The organism is Sphingomonas bisphenolicum, assembly GCF_024349785.1.
GTDB classification, from domain to species: Bacteria; Pseudomonadota; Alphaproteobacteria; order Sphingomonadales; family Sphingomonadaceae; genus Sphingobium; species Sphingobium bisphenolicum.
In genome coordinates this window covers 674,611-697,632 of record NZ_AP018817.1, presented here as the reverse complement: position 1 = coordinate 697,632, position 23,022 = coordinate 674,611, and the positions used below count along the sequence as shown (strand labels likewise).

Below are 23,022 nucleotides of genomic sequence, written 5' to 3'. Positions count from 1 at the left end.
GTCAGCATCGCGCGGCGGTCATGGATCGGCGTCAACGGCATCTCTCCCCGATCAAAGCGGCGCGCTGGCTCTGGGACCAGTCGCGCCGCGCAACTTCTCATATCAGAAGGTGGTGCGCCCCCCCGACGTGTCGAAGGTCGACGCGGTGGTGAAGCTGCATTCCTCGCTGGCCATGAAGCAGACCATGGCCGCCGATTCCTCGACCAGACCGAGCCGGCCCATCGGGATTTTCGAGCGCATATAGTCGACCTGGCTTTGCGGCAGTTGGGCGAGAATCGGGCTTTCGAAGGTCGCGGGGGTCAGCGCGTTGGCGATGACACCCTTGCCGGCCAGTTCTTTCCCAAGGCTCTTGGTGAAGCCGATCACGCCTGCCTTGCTCGCAGAATAGGCGCTGGCGTTGGGATTGCCTTCCTTGCCCGCGACGGAGGCGAGATTGACGATCCGGCCATAGCCGTTTTCGAGCAGGAAGGGCGCGACTTCCCGATTGCAGTAGAAAAGGCCATTGAGGTTGATGTCGATCACCCGCTGGAAGCTGTCGACCGGATAGTCCCAGACCGTCGCGGTCGCGCCGGTGATGCCGGCCGAGCAGATGAGGATATCGACCTTGCCCAGCGCGGCGGCGGTTTCCTTCGCGGCGGCGGCGACGGCGGCATAGTCGCTGACGTCGAGCGCCACGACATGCGCTGCACCGATCTCGGCGCTGGTGGCCGCGAGCACATCGGGATTGAGATCCCATAGCGCCACCTGACCACCTTCGGCGACGATGCGCGCGGCGACCTGCTTGCCCAGGCCCGACGCACCGCCGGTGATGATCGCGTTGCGGCCTGCGAAACGGCCGGCATAGACGCTCATCCGAGCACCACGTCGCCGAGGTGACGCCATTCCGATACCTGCTGCTTCTGGGTGCCGAGCCTGGCGATGCCCAGTTCCATGACGTCGCCGGCCTTCAGATAAATGGCGTCGGGCTTCTTGCCCTCGCCCACGCCCGGCGGGGTGCCGGTGATCATCAGGTCGCCCGGATAGAGGGTGACATATTCGCTGACATAGGCAATCAACTGCGCGACGTTGAAGATCATCGTCTTCGTGTTGCCGGTCTGCATCCGCTCGCCATTGACGTCGAGATACATGTCCAGATCCTGCGGGTCGCCGACCTCATCGGGTGTCACCAGCCAGGGACCGACGGGGCAGAAAGTGTCATGCCCCTTGCCCTTGCTCCACTGGGTGCCACGCTGCTTCTGGTTGAAACGTTCCGATACGTCGTTGACGAGGGTGTAGCCCGCGACCTTCGACAGGGCGTCCTCTTCGCTGACGAAGCGGCAGGTTTCGCCGATCACCACGCCCAGTTCGACTTCCCAGTCGCCATGGGTGCTGTTCCTGGGCAACATCACTTCGTCGTTCGGGCCGTTCAGCGACGACAGCGCCTTCATGAACATGACCGGCTCGGTCGGGATCGGCAGGTTCGATTCGATCGCATGATCCTCATAATTGAGACCGATGGCGACGATCTTGCCGATGCCCTTGACCGGCACGCCGTAGCGGGGTTCGCCCTCGACGACCGGCAGCGATGCGATGTCGGCGGCCTTGGCGGCGGCCAGCGTTGCGACGGTCAATTCGGGGACGACGCCCGACAGATCGCGGATGTTGCCATCGGTATCGATGACGCCGGGCTTTTCCTGGCCAGGCTGGCCGAAACGAACGAATTTCATGGGATCAGTCTCTCTTTTACGGCAATCAATGGGTATAGGGGCGGTGCATCGCGATGTCGGGGTTGAGGTCGACGCCGAAGCCGGGCTTGTCGAGCGCGCTCACCTTCAGGCGGCCATTTTCCGGCACGGGTTCGCCCAGCAATTGCGGATGGAACATCGGCACCACTTCGGTCGGCCCCGGATGCATCATCAGGAACTCGGCAAAGGGCGAGTTGTGGCGGGTGATGACGAAATGATAGCTGTAGACCGACGATCCATGCGGCACGACCATCTTGCCATGGGCGTCGGCGAGCGCGCTGATCTTCAGCAATTCGGTGACGCCGCCGCACCAGCCGACGTCGGGCTGGACGATGTCGCAGCAGTCCATTTCCAGCAACATGCGGAAGCCCCAGCGGGTCGCCTCATGCTCGCCGGTGGTGACCAGCATGCCCTTGGGCACGTTGCGCTTGAGCTGTTGATAGCCCCAATAATCGTCCGGGCTGATCGCCTCCTCGATCCATTTGAGGCCAAGGTCGTGCGCGGCGATGGCGAGGCGGGTGGCATAATTGACGTCGAGCGCCATCCAGCAATCCCACATCAGCCAGAAATCCTCGCCCACCTTCGCGCGCATGTCGGCCAGTTCGGCGATATTCTTCTTCAGGCCCTCGACACCCTCGGCAGGGCCGTGGTGCAGCGCCATCTTGCCGCCGATGAAGCCGAATTCCTTCGCCTTGTCGGGCCGCGCGCCGGTGGCGTAGAATTGCAGTTCGTCGCGCACCGCGCCGCCCAGCAGATGATAGACCGGCTCCTGCCGCAGCTTGCCGAGCAAATCCCAGAGCGCGAGGTCGACACCGGAAATCGCGTTCACGACCAGACCCTTGCGCCCATAATATTGGGTCGAGAAATACATCTGATCCCAGATCTTCTCATAATCGGTCGGCGAGCGGCCTTCCAGGAAGCGGGCGAGATGCTTTTCCACGATATAGGCGGCCGGTTCGCCGCCGGTCGTTACCGCGAAACCGACGGTGCCGTCCTCCGCCTCGATCTCCACGACCAGCGTACCCAGCACGTTGATCCCGAAGCTCTGCCGTGACTGGCGATATTCGGGATATTTCGACATCGGCGTCGCGATATGGTCGTCGATCCAGTGGCCTTCGCCCTGGTCATGATAATCCGCCCCGCCGCCGCGCACGGTGAAGGCACGGACATGCTTGATCTTCGGCAACGTCACGATCGGCACGCATACACTCCCTGAGTCACGCCGATACCCAATATGTGGGAATATTCGGCAGAAAATTTCAACATATGATAAAAAACCGATAAAGTTGGATCTGGGGAGGAGTTTGATCGCAAGAATCAATGCCCAGCCTCTCCATCACCCTTGTTTTTCTCATTTTGTGGGATAGAGTGTTATTAGATGAGACAGAAAACGTCAAACCCGGAATCGGACGCACCGGAAAATTTGGGGCGAGAGGAAAAGGCGAAGGCGGGCGGGTCGCAGACCTTGCAGCGCGGGCTGGACCTGCTCGACCAGGTGATCGATGGCCCGATCAAGCTGGCCGATCTGTCGGAGCGGATGGGGCTCACGCGCTCGACCACGCATCGGCTGGCCAACGCCATGGTAGAGCGCGGCTTCCTGACCTTCCTGCCGCGCGAGGGCTATCAATTGGGGCCGAAGCTGCTGCAACTCGGCTTTCTGGCGCAATCGCAGGCCGATGTGGTGCAGATCGCCCGGCCGCATCTGGAGGCGCTGGCCGCGGCGAGCGAGGATGTGGTGCATCTGGGCCGGCTCGATGGCGACCAGGCCCTCTATCTCGACAAGATTCCCGGCCGCCGCCGCGTGGAGATCAGCAGCCGCATCGGCGACCGCCATCCGCTGACCTCCACGGGCCTGGGCAAGGCGCTGCTGATCGACGATGCGGAAGCCAATTGGCGCAGGCTGTTCGACGCAGACCAGGCCACCGGCACCCACCAGCAGAACTATGACGGCTGGCTGGAGCGGATGCGCGCCTATGCCGCCGCGGGCCGCGCATTCGACCTGGAAGAGAATGAAGACCAGATACGCTGCGTCGCCGCGCCGATCCGCGATGCGTCGGGCGCGATCATCGCCGCCATCAGCCTGTCGAGCGCCGCCCAATATATGGACGACGATCGCATGGCGGCGCTGAGCGAGGATGTCCGCGCCGCCGCGCACAAGGTCAGCGCCGATCTGGGCTGGACCCCCGGCGTCAAATCCCCCCGCCGCCCGGCGCGGCGCTAACCATCGAAGGAAAATCCGCCCCATGAAGCTGCTTGAAGGCAAGACCGTCCTCGTCACCGGCGCATCGACCGGCATCGGCCGCGCCGCCGCCATCGGCGCGGCCCGGCACGGCGCCGATGTCGTCATCAACTATGCGAACAGCGATGGTCCAGCCGCAAGCTGCGTGACCGAGATCGAGGCGCTCGGCCAGCGCGCCATCGCGGTGAAGGGCGACGTCGCCGATCCGCAGACCGCGCAGGATTTCGTGGCAAAGGCGGTCGAAGCGTTCGGCAAGGTCGACGTGATGGTGAGCAATGCAGGCATCTGCCCCTTCCACGCGTTTCTGGACATGCCGGTCGATGTGGTGGAGCGGACCTTCAGGGTGAATTTGCATGGCGCCTATTTCATGGTGCAGGCGGCGGCACAGCAGATGGTGAAACAGGGTCATGGCGGGTCGATCGTCGCAGTATCCTCCATCTCGGCGCTGGTCGGCGGCGAGTTCCAGACCCATTACACCCCGACCAAGGCCGGCGTACATTCGCTGATGCAGTCCACGGCGATTGCGCTGGGCAAGCATGGCATCCGCTGCAACAGCGTGCTGCCCGGCACCATTTTGACCGAGATCAACAAGGATGATCTGGCCGATGTCGAGAAGCGTCAATATATGGAGGCGCGCACGCCGCTCGGTCGCCTTGGGGCGCCGGAGGATCTGGCCGGGCCGATCGTTTTCCTGGCGTCGGACATGGCCGCCTATGTCACCGGCGCTGCGCTGCTGGTGGACGGCGGCATGTATGTGAATCTGCAATAGGCGCGTCGTGCCGCTGCTGGAAGGGGCCGACTGGCCATGAACCCGATCGACCGCCGCACCCTGATCGCCGGCGCCATGGCGAGCGCCGGACTGGCCAGTCCGGCATTGGGCCAGACGGTGAAGACCGGTCCCTTCCCGCTGCCCGCGGGGTTCGAACGTTTCCCGATCTGGCCGGACCGGGCGCCCGGCGGCGATACCGTCCAAGTGCAGGAGGTTGAGACGCTGCGCCAGCCCGACAGCGGCCCGGACGATGGCGTCTTCGCCCATGTCGTGACGCCCACTCTGACGCTGCTGCGGCCGGAGAATCCCAATGGCGCGGCGATATTGCTGATCCCCGGCGGAGGATATAGCCGGGTCGCCATCGGTCATGAGGGATATAATGTGGCCCGGCGCTTCGCGGAGGCGGGCTATGCCTGCTTCTCGCTGCTCTACCGCCTGCCCGGCGACGGATGGGCGGCGGGAGCGGAGGCCCCGTTGCAGGATGCCCAGCGCGCGCTGCGGCTGGTGCGGGCGCTGGGTGTCCGCGAGCGCTTCGAGGCGAACCGGGTCGGGGTGATGGGCTTTTCGGCGGGTGGGCATCTCGCCGCCTGGCTCACCAGCCGCGCGCCGGTGGAGAGCTACAAGCCGGTCGATTCCGCCGACCGGGAGCCGATCAAGGCGGCGGTCGCGGCCTATCTCTACCCCGTCATTCAGATGGAGGGCCCGTTCGTCCATCAGGGATCGCGTACCCAGTTGCTGGGCGCTGATCCCTCCCCAGCGCGGATGCGAGCCTATTCGCTCGACCAGGATGTGAGCGCAGACACGCCGCCGGTGTTCCTGGCCCATGCGATCGACGATCCTGCCGTGCCGGTCGAGAACAGCCTGGCGATGCTGGCGGCGCTGCGCGCACGCAAGATAGCGGCCGAATGCCATTTGTTCGAAAATGGCGGCCATGGCTTCGGGCTGGCCGCCTCGCCCGCCGCGCCCGCGCCCTGGCCGGACCTGTTCCTCGATTTCGCGAAACGCCACATAATATGACCAAAAACGTCGCCCTTTTCGTCACCTGCCTTGTCGACATGATGCGGCCGCGCATCGGGTTCGCCGCGATCCGCGCGCTGGAGGCGGCAGGGTGCGCCGTGGTCGTGCCCGAGGGGCAGACCTGCTGCGGCCAACCCGCGCTCAACAGCGGCGACCGGGACCATGCCGCTGCGCTGGCGAAGCAGACGATCGCAGCGCTGGAACCTTATGAAGCTGTCGTCATCCCGTCCGGCTCCTGCGCAGGGACGATCCGCTGCCACTATCCCGAGATTTTCGCGCATGACTCCGTCTGGCTGCCGCGGGCGCAGGCGGTGGCGGCGAAGACATGGGAGGTCATGGCCTATCTCGACCAGATTTGCGGCTGGAAGCCCCAGGGCGTCAGCGTCGATGCAAGGGCGACCTATCATGATAGCTGTTCGGGACTGCGCGAACTGGGTATCAAGGCGCAGCCGCGCCGGCTGCTCAGGACCATCGACGGCCTGACCTTCGCGCCCTTGGCCGGCGAGGAGACATGTTGCGGCTTCGGCGGCACCTTCTGCGTCAAATATCCCGCCATTTCCAACGCGATCGTCGGCGAGAAAGCGGACGCGATCGACGCGACCGGGGTCGACCTGCTGCTGGCAGGCGATCTGGGCTGCCTGATGAACATCGCGGGGAAGCTGCATCGCAAGGGCAGCAAGGTGCGCGCCTATCATGCGATCGAACTGATCGCCGGCATGGGCGACGGGCCGGCGATCGGAGAAGAGGCGTGAGCGGTTTCAAGGAGCGCGCCGATGCGGCGCTGGCTGATCCGATCCTCAAGATCGCGGTCGAACGCACGACGGGCACGGCCGAGACGAAGCGTATGATCGCCATCGATGCCTTTCCCGATTTCGAGGCCGCACGAACCCGCGCCGCAGCAATCAAGGACCATGTGATCGCCCATTTGGGCGCGTATCTGGAGCAGTTCGAGGCGAATGCGATCGCTGCGGGAGCAAAGGTGCATTGGGCCGAAACCGCCGACGAAGCCTGCAAGATCGTCATCGATATCTGCAAGGCGGCAGGCGCAGGGAGCGTCGCGCGATCCAAATCGATGCTGGGCGAGGAAATCGGCCTGCCCCATGCGCTGGCCGAGGCCGGGATCGACCGCGTCGAAACCGACTTGGCCGAGCATATCATACAACTGGCCGACGAGCGCCCGTCGCACATCATCTGGCCCGCCATGCACAAGACTCGCGAACAGGTGTCGGCGCTGTTCAAGGCCAGGCATCGCAGTCCGCATGAGGAAGAGACGATCGCCGCCATGGCCGAAAGCGCCCGGCGGGAACTGCGCACGCAGATGCTGGGCGCGGACGTCGGCATATCGGGCGCGAATTTCCTGATCGCGGATAGCGGCGCGGTCTGCACCGTCACCAATGAAGGCAATGCCGAACTGTCTTTGGTGCCGCCGCGCGTCCATATCGTGACGGCGGGGATCGAGAAGATCGTGCCGTCCACGCCGCACGCCATCCATATGCTGCGCATGCTGGCGCGTTCGGCGACCGGCGCGGCGCTGACCCAATATACGACCTTCTATACCGGACCGAAGCGCGCGGGCGACCGCGACGGGCCGGACGCGATGCATATCGTGCTGGTCGATAATGGCCGCACGAAGATGCGCGAGGAAGGGCTGGCGGAGATGCTGCGCTGCATTCGTTGCGGCGCGTGCATGAATCATTGCGTCGTCTTCCGCCAGATTGGCGGCCATGCCTATGGCGGCACTTATCCGGGGCCGATGGGCGCGGTGCTGACTCCGGCGCTGGACGCGCTGGCGCCCAATCGCGACCTGGCCCATGCCTGCACCCTCAACGGCAAGTGCCAGGAGGTGTGCCCGGTGCGCATCCCGCTGCCCACCCTGCTGAAAGGCTGGCGCGAGAAAAGCTGGCGCGAAGGGCTGGAGCCGGCATCGATCCGCGCAGGGCTGGGCCTGTGGGCCTGGGTCGCCATGCGGCCGCGGCTCTATCGGCTGGGCACCGGCATCGCCGTCCGGGCGCTGCGGCTGCTGGGGACGAAGGGCTGGATCGCGAAACTTCCGCTGGCCGGCGGCTGGACCCGTGATCGCGATATGCCCAAGCCCGCCGCCCGGACCTTCATGGCGCAATATCAGAAGGAACGCCGCCCATGAACGCCCGCGGCACGATCCTCGGCCGGTTGAAAGGGCCGGCGCCCGACCGGGCGGAAGCCATGGCGCTGCTGCTGGTCGCGCCCGAGCGTCCGGCAGTGGACGAAACGGCGCTGGAAGCGGAATTTCTCTCCCGGCTCGCCTTGCCCAGTGTCAATGCCAGCCATGACGTCATCAGGGCAATGGCGGACCTGCCCGCCGCCATTGCCCGCTATCTTGCGGAACAGGGTGAAGCGCTCACACTCTGCCTGCCACCCGATCCGCGCCTGAAAGCTATCGACTGGAAGGGGTTCGCCCTCCACGCAAGCGCCACGGCCGACGAAGCCGCCGTCCTCGCCATCGCGCGCAAGGGGATCGCCGAGACCGGATCACTGATTTTCGAGACCAGCCCGACTGCGCCGATGCTGCCCAATTTCCTGGCGCTGCACCATATCGTGCTGCTGGCCGTCCGCGACATCGCGCCCTATCTTGAAGATGCGCCGCTGGCCGGCCCGCAACCCCGCGCCCATTATTGGGTCACCGGCGTATCGGGCACCACCGATATCGAAGGCACCTATGTCCGCGGCGCGCACGGCCCGCGCTTCCTGCATGTCATTCTCTTGCAGAATTGACCGCATGTCGGACCTCAATTCCACATTCAGGGAATAAACACTTACTTTTGGATCGTCGACCGCTATAAGGGGGCAAAATGCCTGCGATGGAGTCCCCCGATGTTCGACAAGACCTATTATGCGACGCACCCGGACATGATGGAGTGCGTATCGAACGAGGAATTGCGCGACCGCTATCTGATCGGCGGCCTGTTCCGCGACGGGGAATGCGTCCTGAACTACACCCATGCCGAACGGTTCGTGATCGGCGGCGTTTCGGTGGCCGATACGCCGGTGAAGCTGCCGGTGCAAAGCGAGCCGGCGTCGGCGGCGGGCCATCCCTTTCTGGAGCGGCGCGAACTGGCGATCGTCAATGTGAGCGGTGCAGAAGGCATGGTGACCGTCGATGGTGAAGTCTTCACCCTCGGCAACAAGGATTGCCTCTATGTCACCATGGGCGCGAAGGACGTTGAGTTCGCCGGTACGGGCGCGCGCTATTATCTCGCCTCCTGCCCGGCGCACAAAGCGTTCACGACCCGCAAGCTGGGCATCGCCGACGCCAATGCGCTGGAGCGTGGCAGCCTGGAGGAATCGAACGAGCGGACCATCTACCAGCTCGTCATCCCCGGCATCTGCGACAGCGCGCAGCTGGTCATGGGGCTGACCGTGCTGAAGCCAGGCAGCGTGTGGAACACCATGCCGCCACACATCCATGAGCGGCGCAGCGAAATCTATTTTTATTTCGAGCTGGACGGCCCGGCCGACCGCGTCTTTCACTATATGGGTGAGGGCGAAGCGATGCGCCACATCGTCATGGCCAATGAGGAAGCGGTGATCTCCCCGCCCTGGTCGGTGCATATGGGCAGCGGTACCAGAGCCTATGCCTTCATCTGGGCGATGGCGGGCGAGAATCAGGATTATACCGACATGCACGTGCTGGATATCTGCCAGCTGGCCTGAATCTCCTCTCCCTTCGGGGAGGAATCGGGGAAGGGCATGTCCATGAAGCCCCTTTCCGACACGCCCTCCCCTAGCCTCTCCCTGAAGGGAGGGGGAACAGGATCTCTATGACCACCCCCTTCGACCTCACCGGCAAAGTCGCCATCGTTACCGGCGCCAATACCGGCATCGGCCAGGCGATCGCGCTGTCGCTGGCCGCCGCAGGCGCCGACATCGCCGCGGTGGGCCGCACGCCCGCGGAAGCGACCGTCGCGCAGGTCCGTGCGCTCGGCCGCAGGGCGGAGATCGTCTCCGCCGACCTTTCCAATATCGAGCCGGTGCAACGCGTGGTGGACGAGACGATTGCAGCGCTGGGCGGGCTCGACATCCTCGTCAACAATGCCGGGATCATCCGCCGCGCCGACAGCGTCGACTTCACCGAGTCGGACTGGGACGCAGTGATCGACACGAATCTCAAAGTGCTGTTCTTCCTATGTCAGGCAGCGGGGCGACATATGATCGCCCAAGGATCGGGCAAGATCGTCAACATCGCCTCTTTGCTGTCCTTCCAGGGCGGTATCCGGGTGCCGAGCTATACCGCGGCCAAGAGTGGCGTGGCGGGCCTGACCAAGCTGCTGGCGAATGAATGGGCGTCCAAGGGCATCAATGTGAACGCAATCGCGCCCGGATACATCGCCACCAACAACACCGCCGCCCTGCAGGCCGATGAACAGCGCAATCGACAGATTCAGGAGCGCATCCCGGCAGGGCGTTGGGGCGAGGCCAGCGACATCGGCGGAGCCGCCGTGTTCCTCTCATCCAGCGCAGCGGGCTATATTCATGGACATGTGCTGGCCGTCGATGGCGGCTGGCTGGCGCGCTGAAGGGGCGCGCCTGCCTGGGCAGGCAGCGAGATTGGAACTCGGCTCCTGCCTGCGCAGGAGCACGGCTTGTCGGGAGGAGGACTTGCCCCGTCCACAGCAAAGGAGAGAAACGATGCCCTCATTCGACCGGCGAACGGCGCTGGCTACGGCGGGACTTGCGAGCCTTGGGCTGACGTTGCCGACCAAGGCGGCGACGCGCCGGGGCGCCCGTCCCGGCCCCTATCTGATCGGCGCGGACATTAGCTGGATTCCCGAGGATGAGGCCGCGGGCGCGCGCTATTTCGTGGATGGCGTACAGAAAGACCCGATCCTGCTGCTGCGCGATGCCGGGTTCAACGCGATCCGGCTGCGCATCTTCGTCGATCCGGCGAAGGGTTATGCCAAGCGCGAGCCGGACAAGGCCTGGGCCGGCCTGGCCCAAACCATCATGCTGGGGCGGCGCATTCGGGAGGCCGGCCTCTATCTGGTCCTGAGTTTCCATTATAGCGACATATGGGCCGACCCCGAGCATCAGGGCGTCCCCGCGGCCTGGGAAGGCTACGATCTCGGGCAGCTTGCCAAGGCAGTCGACACCCACACCCATGACACGCTGGTCGCGATGCGCGCGGGCGGCGCGCCGGTCGATATGGCGGTGATCGGCAATGAAACGACCTTCGGCATCCTCTGGCCGCATGGCCGGGTGCAATTATCCACCCCCACCGGCAATCCGGTCACCGACGCCAATCATGCGAACGTCGGCGCAGTCGGCGGGTTCGACGCTTTTGCGTACTTGCTGCGCGCCGGAATCGCCGGGGCGCGGCGGGCCGAACCGGCGATTGCGATCCAGTTGCATAATCATCTGGGCCGCCATTGGCCGATCGTACGCGAATGGACCGACGCGCTGGTCGCGCGGAAGGTCGATTTCGACGTCATCGGCTTTTCCTGCTACCAGCAACGCGCGCAGGGCGACTGGGCGACGACCTTCGCGCAGTTCGTAAAACGCTATCCCGACAAGGGGTTGCTGGTCGCGGAATATTCCAGCCGCAAGCGCTATATCAACGATCTGGTCCACGCCCTGCCGGCCAGACATGGCTGGGGCGCCTTCATCTGGGAGCCGACCCGGCATCAGGAGGCCATCTTCGACCAGGACGGCCAAAATGCCGGCGAAGGGGCCAAGCCAGACCTGATTGCGCAAGGGCTGAACAGCGCCGAAGCACCCGGCGGCATCGCCGGGCAGCAGGCAGTGGCGCTCCAGCCGGAACCGACTGGTCCGATGGGCCATGGTGGCGATTATGTCGCCAATCCGCTGTTGGATATCTACCGCCAAATGGCGAAGGATTACCGGTGAGGCGGCGCGATTTCGCTCTGGGCCTTGGCGCGCTGGCGCTGACGAGTTGCGCCACCCGGCGCATGGCACAGGACAAGGACCCGCTGGTCTTCGCCTATTTCACTACCGGCCTAACGGGCGAAGCCGACGGGCTGAAACTCGCCGTCAGCGACGACGGCTTCGCCTTTCGTCCGCTGGCGGGCGGGCGCAGTTTGCTGGTTCCGCAGGTGGGCGAGAAGAAACTGCTGCGCGATCCCTTTCTCTTCCATGACGGCCGGACCTATCATCTGTTGTGGACCACGGCCTGGAAAGGCGTGACGATCGGCCATGCGACCAGCGCCGATCTGGTCCACTGGTCGGCGCAAAGGGCCATTCCGGTGATGGCGGACGTACCCGGCGCGCGCAATTGCTGGGCGCCCGAGGCGATCCGCGATCCCCGCACCGGGCGATACGACATCTTCTGGTCCAGCACCGTCACCGGCCGCTTCACCGAAACCGCCGGTACATCCGAATCCGCCTATAATCATCGACTCTGGTACAGCAGCACGACGGATTTCGAGACGTTCGCCCCGGCCCAACCGCTCTACGACCCCGGTTTCAGCGTGATCGACGGCAGCTTCACGCGGGGGCCTGCAGGCGACCTCTGGCTGGTGGTGAAGGACGAGACGGTCGATCCACCGCGCAAATGGCTGCAGGTCGCTAAGGCGGACAGCCCCACCGGCCCCTTCGGCCCGTTGTCCCCGCCTTTTTCTCCCGCCTGGGTCGAGGGGCCCATGACGGCCCGGATCGGCGACGCGCTGCTCTGCTATTATGATATCTACAAGGAAGGTCGCTGGGGCGCGGCGATGACTCGCGACATGATGCGGTGGACCGATGTCAGCGCGCGATTGGCCATGCCGACGGGCGCACGTCACGGATCGTTGCTGCGCATCCCGCGTGCCTTGGTGGACGCGATCGGCTGAGCGGGCTCGAACAATCTACTTAGCGCCGGCACTTCCCCTTTCGCCCAGCCGCAAGGCACGTTCGGCAAGGCCAAGCTGCCTGTGATCCCAAGAACGACTGCTATTGCTTCCGCGAAACGGTGGGTGAATCGCTGGTTCCTGCCCCCGCTGCCGCGCTATGGCGCGCAATTGTGCGTCACGTGGGGGGGAAGGATGTCACGCAGGCGTTGGCGCACGACTTCGGCCCAGATGCGATAGCCCCGCGCATTCATATGTACCCCATCACGCTGATAATTGTCGCCCATTACGCCCCCGGCAAAGAGCGGTGTCGTGATGTCACCATAATAGGCCACCCGCATATGGGGCAGAAATTGCTGCGCCGCCGCGTTGAACAGGCGCTGTTCGCGCAGGAAGGTCGCCCGGCCGGGGCTGGGCTTCGCCGACAGCAGCAGTACCGGCACATCGGGCAAGAGCCGGTCGCGCAGATCGAACAGGCTGGCGAGTTGGCGCATCACCGTGCGGACGGGCACGCCATTGGCGATGTCATTTTCGCCGACGTAGAAAATCAGTGCGCGCGGGCGCCCCTCGCGGGGCTTGATATTGGCGAAGCGCGGCAGAATGTCCGCCAGCGTCGCACTGTTGATTCCCCGATTTTCCGTCGCCCAGGGCGCCATGTCCCGATCGAGGCTGGTCCAGCGATGGATCGAGGAACTGCCGACGAACCAAAGCGTGCAATTGCCCGCTGCGGCCATGTTGTCAGGCAGGGTCGCCGTGGATTCTCGATAGCGGCCATAGAGCCGCCACCCGACAAGGATCACGGCGAAGACGAGCAGCGCCGTCAGGAGCTTGGCGAGAGGCGAGGAATCGATGCTTCGCAATAGGACAACCTCCAAGTAGCGGGCGGAATGGCGCTATTTCGGCGGAAACACCATCCACAACGGTTCGGCACATTATCCGTTCACCACATATTTTAAAGCGTTTGCAAGTACAGATGGCGCAGGCTCATACGGGGCCGGGGGTTTATCAGCGTGGGCAAGAATCCGTCGATCGACCTTCTCAAGGGGGTCTTGATCCTTCTGGTGATGGCCGGGCACGCCATGGAGCTTGCCCATCAGCAGCATCTGGCGCTGTGGATCGGCGCGGGATTCCGGATGCCGTTGATGATCGGCATATCAGGCTATCTGTTGAACCTCACCCGCACCCGCACAGAACAGACGGGGGTGTTGCTGGGCCGCTATGGCGAGCGCATGTTGCTGCCGTGGCTGGTCGCCCTCATCGTCTATCTGCTGGTGAGCGGCTGGTCCGTGTCCTGGATCACCCCGCTGGACCTGATGCTGCGCCCGCCTTTCCACCTCTGGTATGTGCCGGTTCTCTTCTTCCTGATCCTGGTGACGCGCCTCCTTCCCTTGCCGCCGCTGCTGCTGCTGGCGATCGGCGCGCCGATCAGCCTGGCGACCATGTATGGCTTTGGTCTTGACCACGGCCCGGTCGGGATCAGCCTGATGTCTCCCGACAGCCGTTTCCTGCGTTTTCCGGTCTATTTCTTCTTCGGTATGTTGATGGCGGAGAAGGGATTGCCGACGCGCTATCTGGGCATCGCGCTGCTCGTCATGGCGCTGGGCCTCACCTGGTGGGCAGGCCTGCGGGGCAGCGGCAACGGGCTGGCCTATGTTCCCGCGCGGCTGATGATGTGCCTGGGCCTGATCGCGCTGCTGCCCCGCCTGTCGGCATTGCGCCTGTCCTTCGCCCCACTCAACCGGATCGGCCGGGACAGCCTGTTCTTCTACCTCTGGCACCCGTTGGTGATGGGGGCCGCGCTGGCGGGCGGAGTCAGCGCGATGGCGGCGCTGGCGCTTTCGATCCTGATCTTGCTGCTCGCCAGCCGCCTGTTCGCGCCAAGCACGCTGATTCGTCGGCTGGTCGGCAGCGCGCCCGCGCCGCGCATACACATGGTCGCGCCGGAACCGTCGGACGCCGCGCCGCAGCCGGCCTGATTCAGGCCCGCCCACCTCAGATCATGTCAGAGCTTGCCATATTTGGCTTCGAAGCCGGCAATGTCGCCGGCGGCGAGATATTTGGCCTGATCGACCCACTGATCGCGCACCGGGCGGCCCTTGAAATTGCCCAGCTTCGCGTCGATCGCAGCGATATCGGCATCGCCCCAGGCCGCGACCTGCGCATAGCGGGTGACGCCCAGTTCGACGAGCAACGCCTTGAGCTTGGGGCCAACGCCCTTGAGGCGAAGAAGGTCGTCAGGCTCATCCGTGACCGCCGCGACGGCAGGCGACACGGGAATGGGCTCCGGCTCGACAATCGGATCGACGGACGTGACTGGCACGACCGGTTCTGTGGGGACCACCGGGGCGACAGGCTCCACCACGACCGGGGCCGCAGCGACCGGCGCCGCGATGATCGGATCGACGAAGGGCGTCGGCGTCGGGGGCGGTGCGGCGATGGGGGCGGCCACCGGAGCGGGTAGCGCGGCCGGTTCGACCGGCTGCTCCGCCTTGCGTTTGCCCGACAGCAGGAAGACAAGCGCGATGATGACCAGCAGCGCGACCAGCAGCCACAGTCCATAGTCCATGAAGAATTCCTGCATCGCGCTCCGTCTCCCCTGCCAAATCCTGACGCTATTTAAGGACGGTTTGCCACGCGCTGCAAGGGCATGGCCTATTGCGCCTCGCGCGCGACCTCCCGCCAGCCTATATCGCGACGACAGAAGCCGGTCGGGAAGTCGAGCGCGTCGACCGCGGCATAAGCCGCGACCTGTGCCGCGCCGACCGTATCTGCGGTCGCGGTGACGTTGAGGACGCGCCCGCCATTGGCGATCAGCACGCCATTTTTTTCCGTGGTGCCGGCGTGGAAAATCTTCGCGCCGTCCTTTTCCGCGGCGTCGATCCCGTCGATCGCGCCGCCCTTGTCGGGCGTGCCGGGATAACCGTTGGCCGCCATGACGATGGTAAGCGCGGCGCGGTCCGCCAACTGGACCGGCCCCTGTTCCGCCAGATGGCCCTGCGCCACGGCAAGCAGCAGGTCGATCAGGTCGCCGTCGAAACGGGTCATCAGCACCTGGCATTCGGGATCGCCGAACCGGGCATTATATTCGATCAGCTTCGGCCCTTCGACGGTCAGCATCAGCCCGGCATAGAGAACGCCCGAATAGGGCATGCCTTCGGCCGCCATGGTGTCGACGGTCGGGCGGATGATGGTTTCCATCACCTGGCGCTCCAGTTCCGGCGTCAGCACGCGGGCCGGGCTGTAGGCGCCCATGCCGCCGGTATTGGGGCCGGTGTCGCCATCCCCCACCCGCTTGTGGTCCTGCGCCGATCCGAAGGGCAGGATCGCGCTGCCGTCTGTCAGCGCGAAGAAGCTGGCTTCCTCGCCGGTCATGAATTCTTCGAGCACCACTTCCTCACCCGCCGCGCCGAACGCGCCGGAAAACATGGTGTCCAGCGCCTCGACCGCTTCGTCGCGGGTTTCGGCGATGATGACGCCCTTGCCCGCGGCCAGCCCGTCCGCCTTGATGACCACCGGCAGCGCGAAATCGTCGAGCGCTGCGAGCGCGCCATCCTTGCTGCTGACCCGGACATAGGCGGCGGTGGGGATGTTCGCGCGCTGGCACAAATCCTTGGTAAAACCCTTCGACCCCTCAAGCTGCGCGGCTTTCTTGTTGGGACCGAAAACGGGCACCCCCATGGTGCGGAGGTTGTCGGCAAGGCCATCGACCAGCGGCGCTTCCGGCCCGATCACCACCAGCCCGATCGAATGGCGGATGCAGAAATCCATCGTCGCGCGATGATCCGTCGCGTCGAGGTCGACCAGCGTGGCATGCTCGGCTATGCCCGGATTGCCCGGCGCGGCGTAGAGCGTATCGAGCCGGGGCGATTGCGCCAGTTTCCACGCCAGCGCATGTTCGCGGCCGCCGCCGCCAAGCAGAAGGATGTTCATGTCGCCCATGTCCCCGGAATTTGATGCCTATGACAGTTCGGGCCGCCTGTTAGCGGAGGAACGCGCAGGGGACAACGCGCCGCCGCTCAGCGTCAGCGAATTGTCGGGCATGCTCAAGCGCACGGTCGAGGATCGATTCGGCCATGTCCGGCTGCGCGGCGAGATTTCGGGCTTCAAGCGAGCGGCGTCGGGGCATCTTTATCTGGCGTTGAAAGACGAGAATGCGGTGCTGGACGGGGTGATGTGGAAGGGTGGCGCACAGCGGCTGGCCTTTTCCCCGCAGGACGGCGTCGAGGTGATCGCCACCGGCAAGCTGACAACCTATCCCGGCCGGTCCAAATATCAGATCGTCATCGAACGGATGGAACTGGCCGGCGAAGGCGCGCTGATGGCGCTGCTGGAGAAGCTGAAGGCCAAGCTGGCGGGCGAAGGGCTGTTCGCGGTCGAGCGCAAGAAGGCGCTGCCCTTCCTGCCGCGCACGATCGGCGTCGTGACGTCGCCGACCGGTGCCGTCATCCGCGACATCCTTCACCGGCTCGCCGATCGCTGCCCGACCCATGTCCTCGTGTGGCCGGTGCTGGTGCAGGGTCAGGACGCGGCGGAACAGGTGGCGCGGGCGGTGCGGGGCTTCAGTGCGATGGACGGCAGCGGGCCAACGCCCCGGCCGGACCTTGTGATCGTCGCACGCGGCGGCGGGTCGATCGAGGATCTGTGGAGCTTTAACGAAGAGATCGTCGTGCGCGCTGTCGCCGACTGCACGATTCCGATTATTTCGGCGGTGGGGCATGAGACGGACACGACCCTGTGCGACTATGCCGCCGACCGGCGCGCACCCACGCCGACCGCAGCCGCCGAAATGGCGGTTCCGGTACGGGCGGAATTGCTGGCGGGCCTCGGCGAGATGGGTTTGCGGGCCGGACGCGCGGTGCGTCGTGGCGCGGCGCAGGCCAGGGAACGGCTGGAGATGCAGGCGCGGTTGATGCCGACGCCCGATATGCTGCTCAGCCCCCAGCGGCAAAAGCTGGATCAGTTGTCCGACGGGCTGGTGAGCGGGTTGCGCCATCGGCTGGCCGATGCGCGCGCGCATCTGGGGCAAGCGGGCGGCGCATTGCGGCCGGCCCTGCTGCGCCAGCATGTCCAGCGCGCGGGCGAACGGCTCGACCGGCTGAAGCTGCGTCCCGATTATCTGCAACGCGCTTTGTCCGATCGCGCGATCGCCTTCGACCGGATGTCGCGCCATTTCGCCTCGCTCGATCCCGACCGGCCGCTGCAAAAGGGCTATGCGCGGGTGATGGCGCAGGGGCGGCTGGTGCAGTCGGTGGCCGCAGCGCAGACGGCTGGCCAGGTGACGCTGCATTTCAAGGACGGGACGGTGGAGGCCGCCATCGGCGATAAGCCGCCGCTTGAGAAGCGCCCGCCCGTCGCTATATCCCCATCATCACCGCGGCCCGCCCGCAAGCCGCGCGAGGCGAACGAAACGCCGCAGCAGGATCTATTTTCCTGATCGAGCGAAGAAAGGCCTGACCCATGTTGATGTCCAATCGCGACCGGATCGCCCGGCTCCACTACATGCCCTATAGTTTCCGTGTGCTGCAGGCGGGCGACCATGTCCTGTGCGCCGTGACCGGGCGAAAGATCGCGCTGGAGGATCTGCGCTACTGGAGCATCGCCCGGCAGGAACCCTATGCCAATGCCGATGCGTCGGTACAGGCGGAATTGAAGGCGCTTGGGCCGCGATGAGGCGGATCGGCCTGGCGCTGCTGCTGGCCTGCGCCGGAACGGCCGTCGCGCAGCCCGGCCCCCGTTCCGGGACGATGCAGACCGATTTTCAGCTGACCGGCACGGCGACGCAGGGCGGCACGCTGGTCGGCACCGCGCCGTCCGGTACGGTCGCGCTGAAGCTGGATGCGCAACTGGTGCCAGTGGACGCCGACGGCCGCTTCCTGATCGCCTTCGACCGGGATGCCCCGCCGATCGCGCGCCTCACTGCGCGCCTGCCTGATGGACGGACGATCGAACGCGCATTGACCGTCGGGCCACGCGCCTGGCGGATCGAGCGGATCGACGCGCCGATGCGGCCCACCAAGAGCACAGAGGCGTTTCTGGCGCTGCGCAAGCCGGAGCTGGAGGCGATCACCAACGCGCGCGCGATGGTAACCGACGCGCAGGGCTGGCGGCAGCGCTTCATCTGGCCGAGAATAGGGCGAATATCCGGGCTGTTCGGATCACAGCGCGTCTATCAGGGAACGCCCGGCGCCTATCATGGCGGCGTTGATGTGGCGGGCGCGACTGGCGTTCCAGTGGTGGCCCCCGCTGACGGCGTGGTAATCCTCGCCGCCGCCAACACACCCTTCACGCTGGAAGGACATTTGCTGATGGTCGATCATGGCCATGGCCTCAACAGCGCCTTCCTGCACCTGTCGCGGATCGACGTAAGGGTCGGCGACCATGTGGCCCAGGGGCAACGCATCGGCGCGGTCGGCGCCACGGGGCGCGCAACCGGACCGCATCTTCATTGGGGAATGAAATGGAACGAGGCGCGGATCGACCCGATGCTGCTCGCCGGGCCGATGCCGAACGGGCTTTAGATTCGGCGCGCAGCAAGCCGTCGTCGGCCCCCGCTGGCGGCAACAAGCGTCAACTGACCCGCTTCATACGAATTGCTCGCCCGCCCTCGAGCTTGCCCATGAAACTGCCCATGGCGGCGCGCTTCAATTCGATCTTCTGGCCGGGCTTGGGTTCGCGCCCGGTCACCGCTTCGGTCGTCATCCATTGGGCACCGTCTTCCAGGACAATCTGCCACTTGCCATAGCCCAGGCTCCGGACCGACGCGATCACCGCATCGATATGGGTGACGCCCTCTTCCTGCGGCTTGTCGCCGCCGTCGTCATCGCCGCCGCCGAGGAAAGGCAGTTTGGGGAAAGAGAAGCCGAACAGCGTCTTGCGCGTCTTGTTGAGTTCGCTCTTGTCGAGCACCACCACCTCGTCGCGCTGGGCAGCAGCGTCGATCGCGCCGACCTGCCGATCGAAACAGGCGAGCCGCTCCGCATTGTCCGTTATGGCGCGACACTGGAGCAGGTTGGTGAAGATTTCCGGCCGGGGCTGCTGCCGCTGTGGCGCCGCCTGGGCCGCCCCCGCTACAAGGCACAGCATGGTTACGAAAATCCAGCCCTGCTTGCCGTTCATATTCGTGCTTCCTCTTCCGAACCCTGTGTCGCCACTAACATGCACCCGCGGCATATGACGTCAATATGACAGTCTTCGCCGATACCGGACGTCTCAAACGCCACAATAGGTCGGCTATCCACTTCATGATGTATGATTGCTACATCCTTTTGTAACTTCGTGTAATTTTCTTGCAATACGGCCGTAAAACAGCGGCGCGCCCACCTTGTTGCATTTATGATACAGCCGCCTTCAAAAGCGGCCATGTCCCTTTTCCCCCGCTTTACAGCGCCCCGAAGCCCGCGCAGTTTCGTCGCATCCATACGGGGGGATCGCTGTCGGGCACCATATCCCTTCGTACGGGCCACTTATGTGGCAGGCTATCTGCCAAACTCCAGAGCAAGGGACTGGAACCGTGAAAATATTTTCGAAGAGGGCACTATTGCGTGCCAGCGCCGCACCGGCGATCCTGGGCGCGTCGCTGATCGCGACGGCTGCATTCGCGCAGGACGCGCCGCAGACGGCGGAAGCCGATGCCGGCGACACCATCATCGTTACGGGTTCGCGCATCGCGCGGCCCGACCTGTCGAGCAGCAGCCCATTGAACGTCGTGAACGCAAGCGACATTGCTATGAAGGGCGGGTCAGCAAACATTGAGAACGTCCTCAATGACTTACCGCAAGTTACCGCGACATCGACATCGGCGTCGAACAATCCGGGCGGCGGCGTCGCAACCGTCAACCTTCGCGGCCTAGGCTCGCAGCGCACATTGGTGCTGGTCGATGGCCGTCGCTACATGTCATACGACGTCCAACAGATCGTCGATTTGAACACAATTCCTTCCGCTCTGATCGAGCGGGTTGATGTAGTCACCGGTGGTCAATCCGCCGTCTATGGTTCCGACGCCATCGCCGGCGCGGTCAACTTCATCCTGAAAAAGAACTTTTCTGGCGTGGAGTTGAACTCAAGTTACGACCTCACCAGCCGCGGCGACGGCGCTGTGTGGGACGTCAACGGTGTTATCGGCGGCAATTTTGACGACGACCGCGGCAACGCTACCGTTTTTGTGGGTTACACGAAGCGCAAAGCGGTGTTTGCCGGTGCCCGCGGTTTCGGCAAGGACGCATTGGTCGATGACGGCGAAGGCGGTTTCGTTCTTGGCGGTTCGCCCTCGGTACCGCAGGGTCGTCTGAACATCCCTGGCCTCGGTGCCGCGACCGGTCTGGGTTGCGACATTCAGGATTTTACCGGCAATGTGAACAGCTGCTATGTCGGCGCGACGGACGCCTATAATTATGCGCCGGTCAACTATCTACAGGTTCCACAAGAGCGTTTCGTCATGTCGGCGCAGGCTCGATACGAAATCAACGATAATTTCCAGCCTTATGTGGAAGCTCAGTTCGTCAACAATCGGGTTAGCGCGCAGTTGGCAGCGACGCCCATCAGCAACGGCACCCCTTATGGCGACGGCGTGATTGGGCAACTTCCAATCTATGTAAATTCGCCCTATTTCACGGCTGCGTTCCAAAACGCGCTCCGGTCTCTGGACACGGACGGCAACGGTTACGTCAACGCAAACTTCAATTACCGGACGGTTCAAGTCGGTGCGCGCTCGAACTTTGATGACCGCAACGCTTATCGATTTGTTGCTGGCATGAAAGGCGATATCGGCGCCGGTTTCAGCTATGACGGCTATTATATGTATGCTCGTACTAAAAACACGCAGCGCCAAGCCGGTAACATTGCCATTGATCGGTTCCTCAACGCGACCAACAACACGCTAGTCGATGGGGAACTGGTTTGCTCCAGCCAGTCTGCCCGTGACGCCGGTTGCGTTCCGGCCAATATTTTTGGTCTTAATAATCTGTCGCAGGCTGCGATCGATTATCTGGGCATCACCGCTACCAACGTCGAGACATACACCACGCAGGTGGCTTCCTTCGCAGTGACTAACTCCAGCCTATTCGATTTGGGCGCGGGCGGCGTTGGCATTGCTTTGGGCGCCGAGTATCGCAAAGAAGCAGGATCGGTTGATCCCGACACTTATCTCGCCAGCGGCAACGTGGCTGGCTTTAATCCTGGCCAAGCCACGGGTGGATCTTACAGCGTAACGGAATTCTTCGGTGAAACGCGCGTTCCTCTTCTTCGGGAAAGTTTCGTCCACCGGTTCGACCTGAGCGGCGCTGCCCGCTTCTCGAAATATTCCAATGCGCCCGGTAACGTGTTCACCTGGTCAGGTGGCGCCGAACTGGAGCCGGTACGCGGCATCACGCTGCGCGGTCAATATCAGAAAGCGGTCCGCGGCCCGAGCGTCAACGAACTGTTCTTGGGTTCGACGGTCAGCTTCAACGGCAATGCCGATCAGTGCGGCACTGCTGCGGCGACTTCCGGTCAGCTCAATGCAATCTGTGTTGCGCAGTTCAATGCGGCCGGTGCCCCCTTGTCCAACATCGGCAATCCCGCAATTCAAGACGCCAACAACGTCAATCCTCTGACTTTCATCGGCGGCAACTCAAATCTGCGTGAAGAAACGGCCAAGACCTACACGCTGGGTGTCGTAGTTGCACCGTCCAGCCTGCCAGGCTTCTCGGCCACAGTCGATTACTATAATATCAAGATCGACAATTACATCACTGCGGGCGTAGGTACGGATGCCATCGGCACCTTGTGCTTCACCCAGTTCAACCAAGACTATTGCAACGCGATCGCACGTAACTCGATTGGTGAAATCGATACGTTCACCGATGGTTATGTCAACAGCGGTGGTCTCAAGACCTCCGGCATCGACGTTACTGCCAATTATAAGTTTGGCCTTGGCCCGGTTCTTGGAGCAGACGACGCAAACCTGATCTTCGCCTTTGATGGCACGCGCCTCATCAAGAACAACTTCACACCCGTCGTTGGCATCGACCTGACCTATAAGTGTGCCGGTGCGTTCGGTGCGAACTGCGGCGTTCCTACGCCGAAGTGGCGGTCAACGTTGCGAACGACGTTCCAGACCGAGAAGTTCGACCTGTCGCTGCTGTGGCGCTATGTCGGTTCGGCCAATGACGACGATCCAGATGCCGTTTATGCTTCAGAGCATTTCAAGGCGATCAACTATTTTGACCTGTCGGCAGCCTTCCATGTGAACGACATTTTCACCCTGCGCGGTGGCGTCGTGAATATGTTTGACACCAAGCCGCGCTTGGCCGCCAGCACGCAAAACGGTGGTAATGGCGAACAGACCAATACCTTCCCGACACTATACGATGTTTTGGGTAGCCGTTTCTTCATGAGCGCAACCATGAAGTTTTAAAATTGGGAAGGCCGACCGTCCTAATATGACAGTCGGCCATCTATCAGTAAAAAGGGAGGAAG

Annotated in this window: 22 protein-coding genes; 15 read left to right on the top strand and 7 right to left on the bottom strand. The window is 63.8% G+C overall.

Going from position 1 to position 23,022, the window contains the following annotated elements; genetic code table 11:
- Positions 1-102: 102 nt before the first annotated feature.
- Genes SBA_RS03335 through rhmD form a run of 3 tightly spaced genes read right to left on the bottom strand, consistent with a single transcriptional unit; the run spans position 103 to position 2,916 of the window.
- Positions 103-852, bottom strand: coding sequence for an SDR family NAD(P)-dependent oxidoreductase (locus tag SBA_RS03335; protein WP_261935890.1), 750 nt, complete (start codon positions 850-852; stop codon positions 103-105).
- Positions 849-1,706, bottom strand: a complete 858-nt coding sequence (locus SBA_RS03330; protein ID WP_129925526.1) for a fumarylacetoacetate hydrolase family protein — start codon at positions 1,704-1,706, stop codon at positions 849-851. The genes SBA_RS03335 and SBA_RS03330 overlap by 4 nt, the downstream gene beginning before the upstream one ends.
- Positions 1,707-1,731: 25 nt before the next feature.
- Positions 1,732-2,916 (bottom strand): L-rhamnonate dehydratase, encoded by a 1,185-nt coding sequence (gene rhmD, locus SBA_RS03325; protein WP_261936668.1) that lies wholly within the window; start codon positions 2,914-2,916, stop codon positions 1,732-1,734.
- Positions 2,917-3,102: 186 nt separating this feature from the next.
- Here rhmD and SBA_RS03320 point away from each other — a divergent pair, with 186 nt between their 5' ends.
- From SBA_RS03320 to SBA_RS03275, 10 genes are all read left to right on the top strand, one after another.
- Positions 3,103-3,945 carry an IclR family transcriptional regulator gene (locus SBA_RS03320; protein ID WP_261935889.1) on the top strand — a complete coding sequence of 281 codons (843 nt, stop codon included), beginning with the start codon at positions 3,103-3,105 and terminating at the stop codon, positions 3,943-3,945.
- Between the two features lie 22 nt (positions 3,946-3,967).
- The gene (locus SBA_RS03315; RefSeq protein WP_224546537.1) at positions 3,968-4,732 is read left to right on the top strand and encodes an SDR family NAD(P)-dependent oxidoreductase; all 765 of its coding nucleotides are present in this window, start codon (positions 3,968-3,970) and stop codon (positions 4,730-4,732) included.
- Between the two features lie 36 nt (positions 4,733-4,768).
- Positions 4,769-5,749, top strand: a complete 981-nt coding sequence (locus tag SBA_RS03310) for an alpha/beta hydrolase (protein WP_261935888.1) — start codon at positions 4,769-4,771, stop codon at positions 5,747-5,749.
- Positions 5,746-6,501, top strand: a complete 756-nt coding sequence (locus SBA_RS03305; RefSeq protein WP_261935887.1) for a (Fe-S)-binding protein — start codon at positions 5,746-5,748, stop codon at positions 6,499-6,501. The genes SBA_RS03310 and SBA_RS03305 overlap by 4 nt, the downstream gene beginning before the upstream one ends.
- Positions 6,498-7,892, top strand: a complete 1,395-nt coding sequence (locus tag SBA_RS03300; protein WP_261935886.1) for a lactate utilization protein B — start codon at positions 6,498-6,500, stop codon at positions 7,890-7,892. The genes SBA_RS03305 and SBA_RS03300 overlap by 4 nt, the downstream gene beginning before the upstream one ends.
- Positions 7,889-8,500, top strand: a complete 612-nt coding sequence (locus SBA_RS03295; RefSeq protein ID WP_261935885.1) for an LUD domain-containing protein — start codon at positions 7,889-7,891, stop codon at positions 8,498-8,500. Before SBA_RS03300 ends, SBA_RS03295 begins: the two co-directional genes overlap by 4 nt.
- A gap of 99 nt (positions 8,501-8,599) precedes the next feature.
- Entirely contained in the window at positions 8,600-9,439 is an 840-nt protein-coding gene (gene kduI, locus SBA_RS03290; protein WP_261935884.1) for a 5-dehydro-4-deoxy-D-glucuronate isomerase, read from the top strand.
- Positions 9,440-9,546: 107 nt separating this feature from the next.
- Positions 9,547-10,302 (top strand): 2-dehydro-3-deoxy-D-gluconate 5-dehydrogenase KduD, encoded by a 756-nt coding sequence (gene kduD, locus SBA_RS03285; RefSeq protein ID WP_261935883.1) that lies wholly within the window; start codon positions 9,547-9,549, stop codon positions 10,300-10,302.
- A 112-nt stretch (positions 10,303-10,414) separates the two neighbouring features.
- The gene (locus SBA_RS03280) at positions 10,415-11,629 is read left to right on the top strand and encodes an arabinogalactan endo-1,4-beta-galactosidase (RefSeq protein WP_261935882.1); all 1,215 of its coding nucleotides are present in this window, start codon (positions 10,415-10,417) and stop codon (positions 11,627-11,629) included.
- Positions 11,626-12,570, top strand: a complete 945-nt coding sequence (locus SBA_RS03275; RefSeq protein ID WP_261935881.1) for a glycoside hydrolase family 43 protein — start codon at positions 11,626-11,628, stop codon at positions 12,568-12,570. Before SBA_RS03280 ends, SBA_RS03275 begins: the two co-directional genes overlap by 4 nt.
- Before the next feature lie 155 nt (positions 12,571-12,725).
- Here the strand turns inward: SBA_RS03275 and SBA_RS03270 are convergent, their stop codons facing one another.
- Positions 12,726-13,427 carry a GDSL-type esterase/lipase family protein gene (locus tag SBA_RS03270; protein WP_261935880.1) on the bottom strand — a complete coding sequence of 234 codons (702 nt, stop codon included), beginning with the start codon at positions 13,425-13,427 and terminating at the stop codon, positions 12,726-12,728.
- Between the two features lie 150 nt (positions 13,428-13,577).
- On the opposite strand from SBA_RS03270, the gene SBA_RS03265 reads away from it, so the two are divergent.
- On the top strand, positions 13,578-14,543 hold the full coding sequence (locus SBA_RS03265; protein WP_224546716.1) for an acyltransferase family protein: 966 nt from the start codon (positions 13,578-13,580) through the stop codon (positions 14,541-14,543).
- Between the two features lie 26 nt (positions 14,544-14,569).
- On the opposite strand, the gene SBA_RS03260 is transcribed toward SBA_RS03265, so the two are convergent.
- Together SBA_RS03260 and purD are read right to left on the bottom strand one after the other, a co-directional pair.
- Positions 14,570-15,148 carry a hypothetical protein gene (locus tag SBA_RS03260; protein WP_261935879.1) on the bottom strand — a complete coding sequence of 193 codons (579 nt, stop codon included), beginning with the start codon at positions 15,146-15,148 and terminating at the stop codon, positions 14,570-14,572.
- Between the two features lie 71 nt (positions 15,149-15,219).
- Positions 15,220-16,497, bottom strand: coding sequence for a phosphoribosylamine--glycine ligase (purD, locus tag SBA_RS03255; RefSeq protein ID WP_261935878.1), 1,278 nt, complete (start codon positions 16,495-16,497; stop codon positions 15,220-15,222).
- 7 nt (positions 16,498-16,504) lie between these two features.
- Between purD and xseA the strand changes: the two genes are divergently transcribed.
- From xseA to SBA_RS03240, 3 genes are read left to right on the top strand one after another with little or no spacing between them, the layout of a single operon-like run.
- Positions 16,505-18,001, top strand: coding sequence for an exodeoxyribonuclease VII large subunit (xseA, locus tag SBA_RS03250; RefSeq protein ID WP_261936667.1), 1,497 nt, complete (start codon positions 16,505-16,507; stop codon positions 17,999-18,001).
- A gap of 23 nt (positions 18,002-18,024) precedes the next feature.
- On the top strand, positions 18,025-18,237 hold the full coding sequence (locus SBA_RS03245) for a DUF2093 domain-containing protein (RefSeq protein WP_224546560.1): 213 nt from the start codon (positions 18,025-18,027) through the stop codon (positions 18,235-18,237).
- Complete coding sequence (locus tag SBA_RS03240; protein WP_390902373.1) at positions 18,234-19,085, top strand: M23 family metallopeptidase; 852 nt, start codon at positions 18,234-18,236, stop codon at positions 19,083-19,085. The genes SBA_RS03245 and SBA_RS03240 overlap by 4 nt, the downstream gene beginning before the upstream one ends.
- Positions 19,086-19,134: 49 nt before the next feature.
- On the opposite strand, the gene SBA_RS03235 is transcribed toward SBA_RS03240, so the two are convergent.
- Positions 19,135-19,683, bottom strand: coding sequence for a type VI secretion protein (locus SBA_RS03235; protein ID WP_224546562.1), 549 nt, complete (start codon positions 19,681-19,683; stop codon positions 19,135-19,137).
- 394 nt (positions 19,684-20,077) lie between these two features.
- Between SBA_RS03235 and SBA_RS03230 the strand changes: the two genes are divergently transcribed.
- Entirely contained in the window at positions 20,078-22,960 is a 2,883-nt protein-coding gene (locus SBA_RS03230; RefSeq protein ID WP_261935877.1) for a TonB-dependent receptor domain-containing protein, read from the top strand.
- The last annotated feature ends 62 nt before the right edge of the window (positions 22,961-23,022 follow it).

Bases quoted from the DNA above. Each gene is read 5' to 3' on its own strand.
- SBA_RS03335 (WP_261935890.1), bottom strand. From the start codon at position 852: ATGAGCGTCTATGCCGGCCGTTTCGCAGGCCGCAACGCGATCATCACC.
- SBA_RS03330 (WP_129925526.1), bottom strand. From the start codon at position 1,706: ATGAAATTCGTTCGTTTCGGCCAGCCTGGCCAGGAAAAGCCCGGCGTC.
- SBA_RS03320 (WP_261935889.1), top strand. From the start codon at position 3,103: ATGAGACAGAAAACGTCAAACCCGGAATCGGACGCACCGGAAAATTTG.
- SBA_RS03315 (WP_224546537.1), top strand. From the start codon at position 3,968: ATGAAGCTGCTTGAAGGCAAGACCGTCCTCGTCACCGGCGCATCGACC.
- SBA_RS03310 (WP_261935888.1), top strand. From the start codon at position 4,769: ATGAACCCGATCGACCGCCGCACCCTGATCGCCGGCGCCATGGCGAGC.
- SBA_RS03305 (WP_261935887.1), top strand. From the start codon at position 5,746: ATGACCAAAAACGTCGCCCTTTTCGTCACCTGCCTTGTCGACATGATG.
- SBA_RS03295 (WP_261935885.1), top strand. From the start codon at position 7,889: ATGAACGCCCGCGGCACGATCCTCGGCCGGTTGAAAGGGCCGGCGCCC.
- kduI (WP_261935884.1), top strand. From the start codon at position 8,600: ATGTTCGACAAGACCTATTATGCGACGCACCCGGACATGATGGAGTGC.
- kduD (WP_261935883.1), top strand. From the start codon at position 9,547: ATGACCACCCCCTTCGACCTCACCGGCAAAGTCGCCATCGTTACCGGC.
- SBA_RS03280 (WP_261935882.1), top strand. From the start codon at position 10,415: ATGCCCTCATTCGACCGGCGAACGGCGCTGGCTACGGCGGGACTTGCG.
- SBA_RS03260 (WP_261935879.1), bottom strand. From the start codon at position 15,148: ATGCAGGAATTCTTCATGGACTATGGACTGTGGCTGCTGGTCGCGCTG.
- purD (WP_261935878.1), bottom strand. From the start codon at position 16,497: ATGAACATCCTTCTGCTTGGCGGCGGCGGCCGCGAACATGCGCTGGCG.
- xseA (WP_261936667.1), top strand. From the start codon at position 16,505: ATGTCCCCGGAATTTGATGCCTATGACAGTTCGGGCCGCCTGTTAGCG.
- SBA_RS03245 (WP_224546560.1), top strand. From the start codon at position 18,025: ATGTTGATGTCCAATCGCGACCGGATCGCCCGGCTCCACTACATGCCC.
- SBA_RS03240 (WP_390902373.1), top strand. From the start codon at position 18,234: ATGAGGCGGATCGGCCTGGCGCTGCTGCTGGCCTGCGCCGGAACGGCC.
- SBA_RS03235 (WP_224546562.1), bottom strand. From the start codon at position 19,683: ATGAACGGCAAGCAGGGCTGGATTTTCGTAACCATGCTGTGCCTTGTA.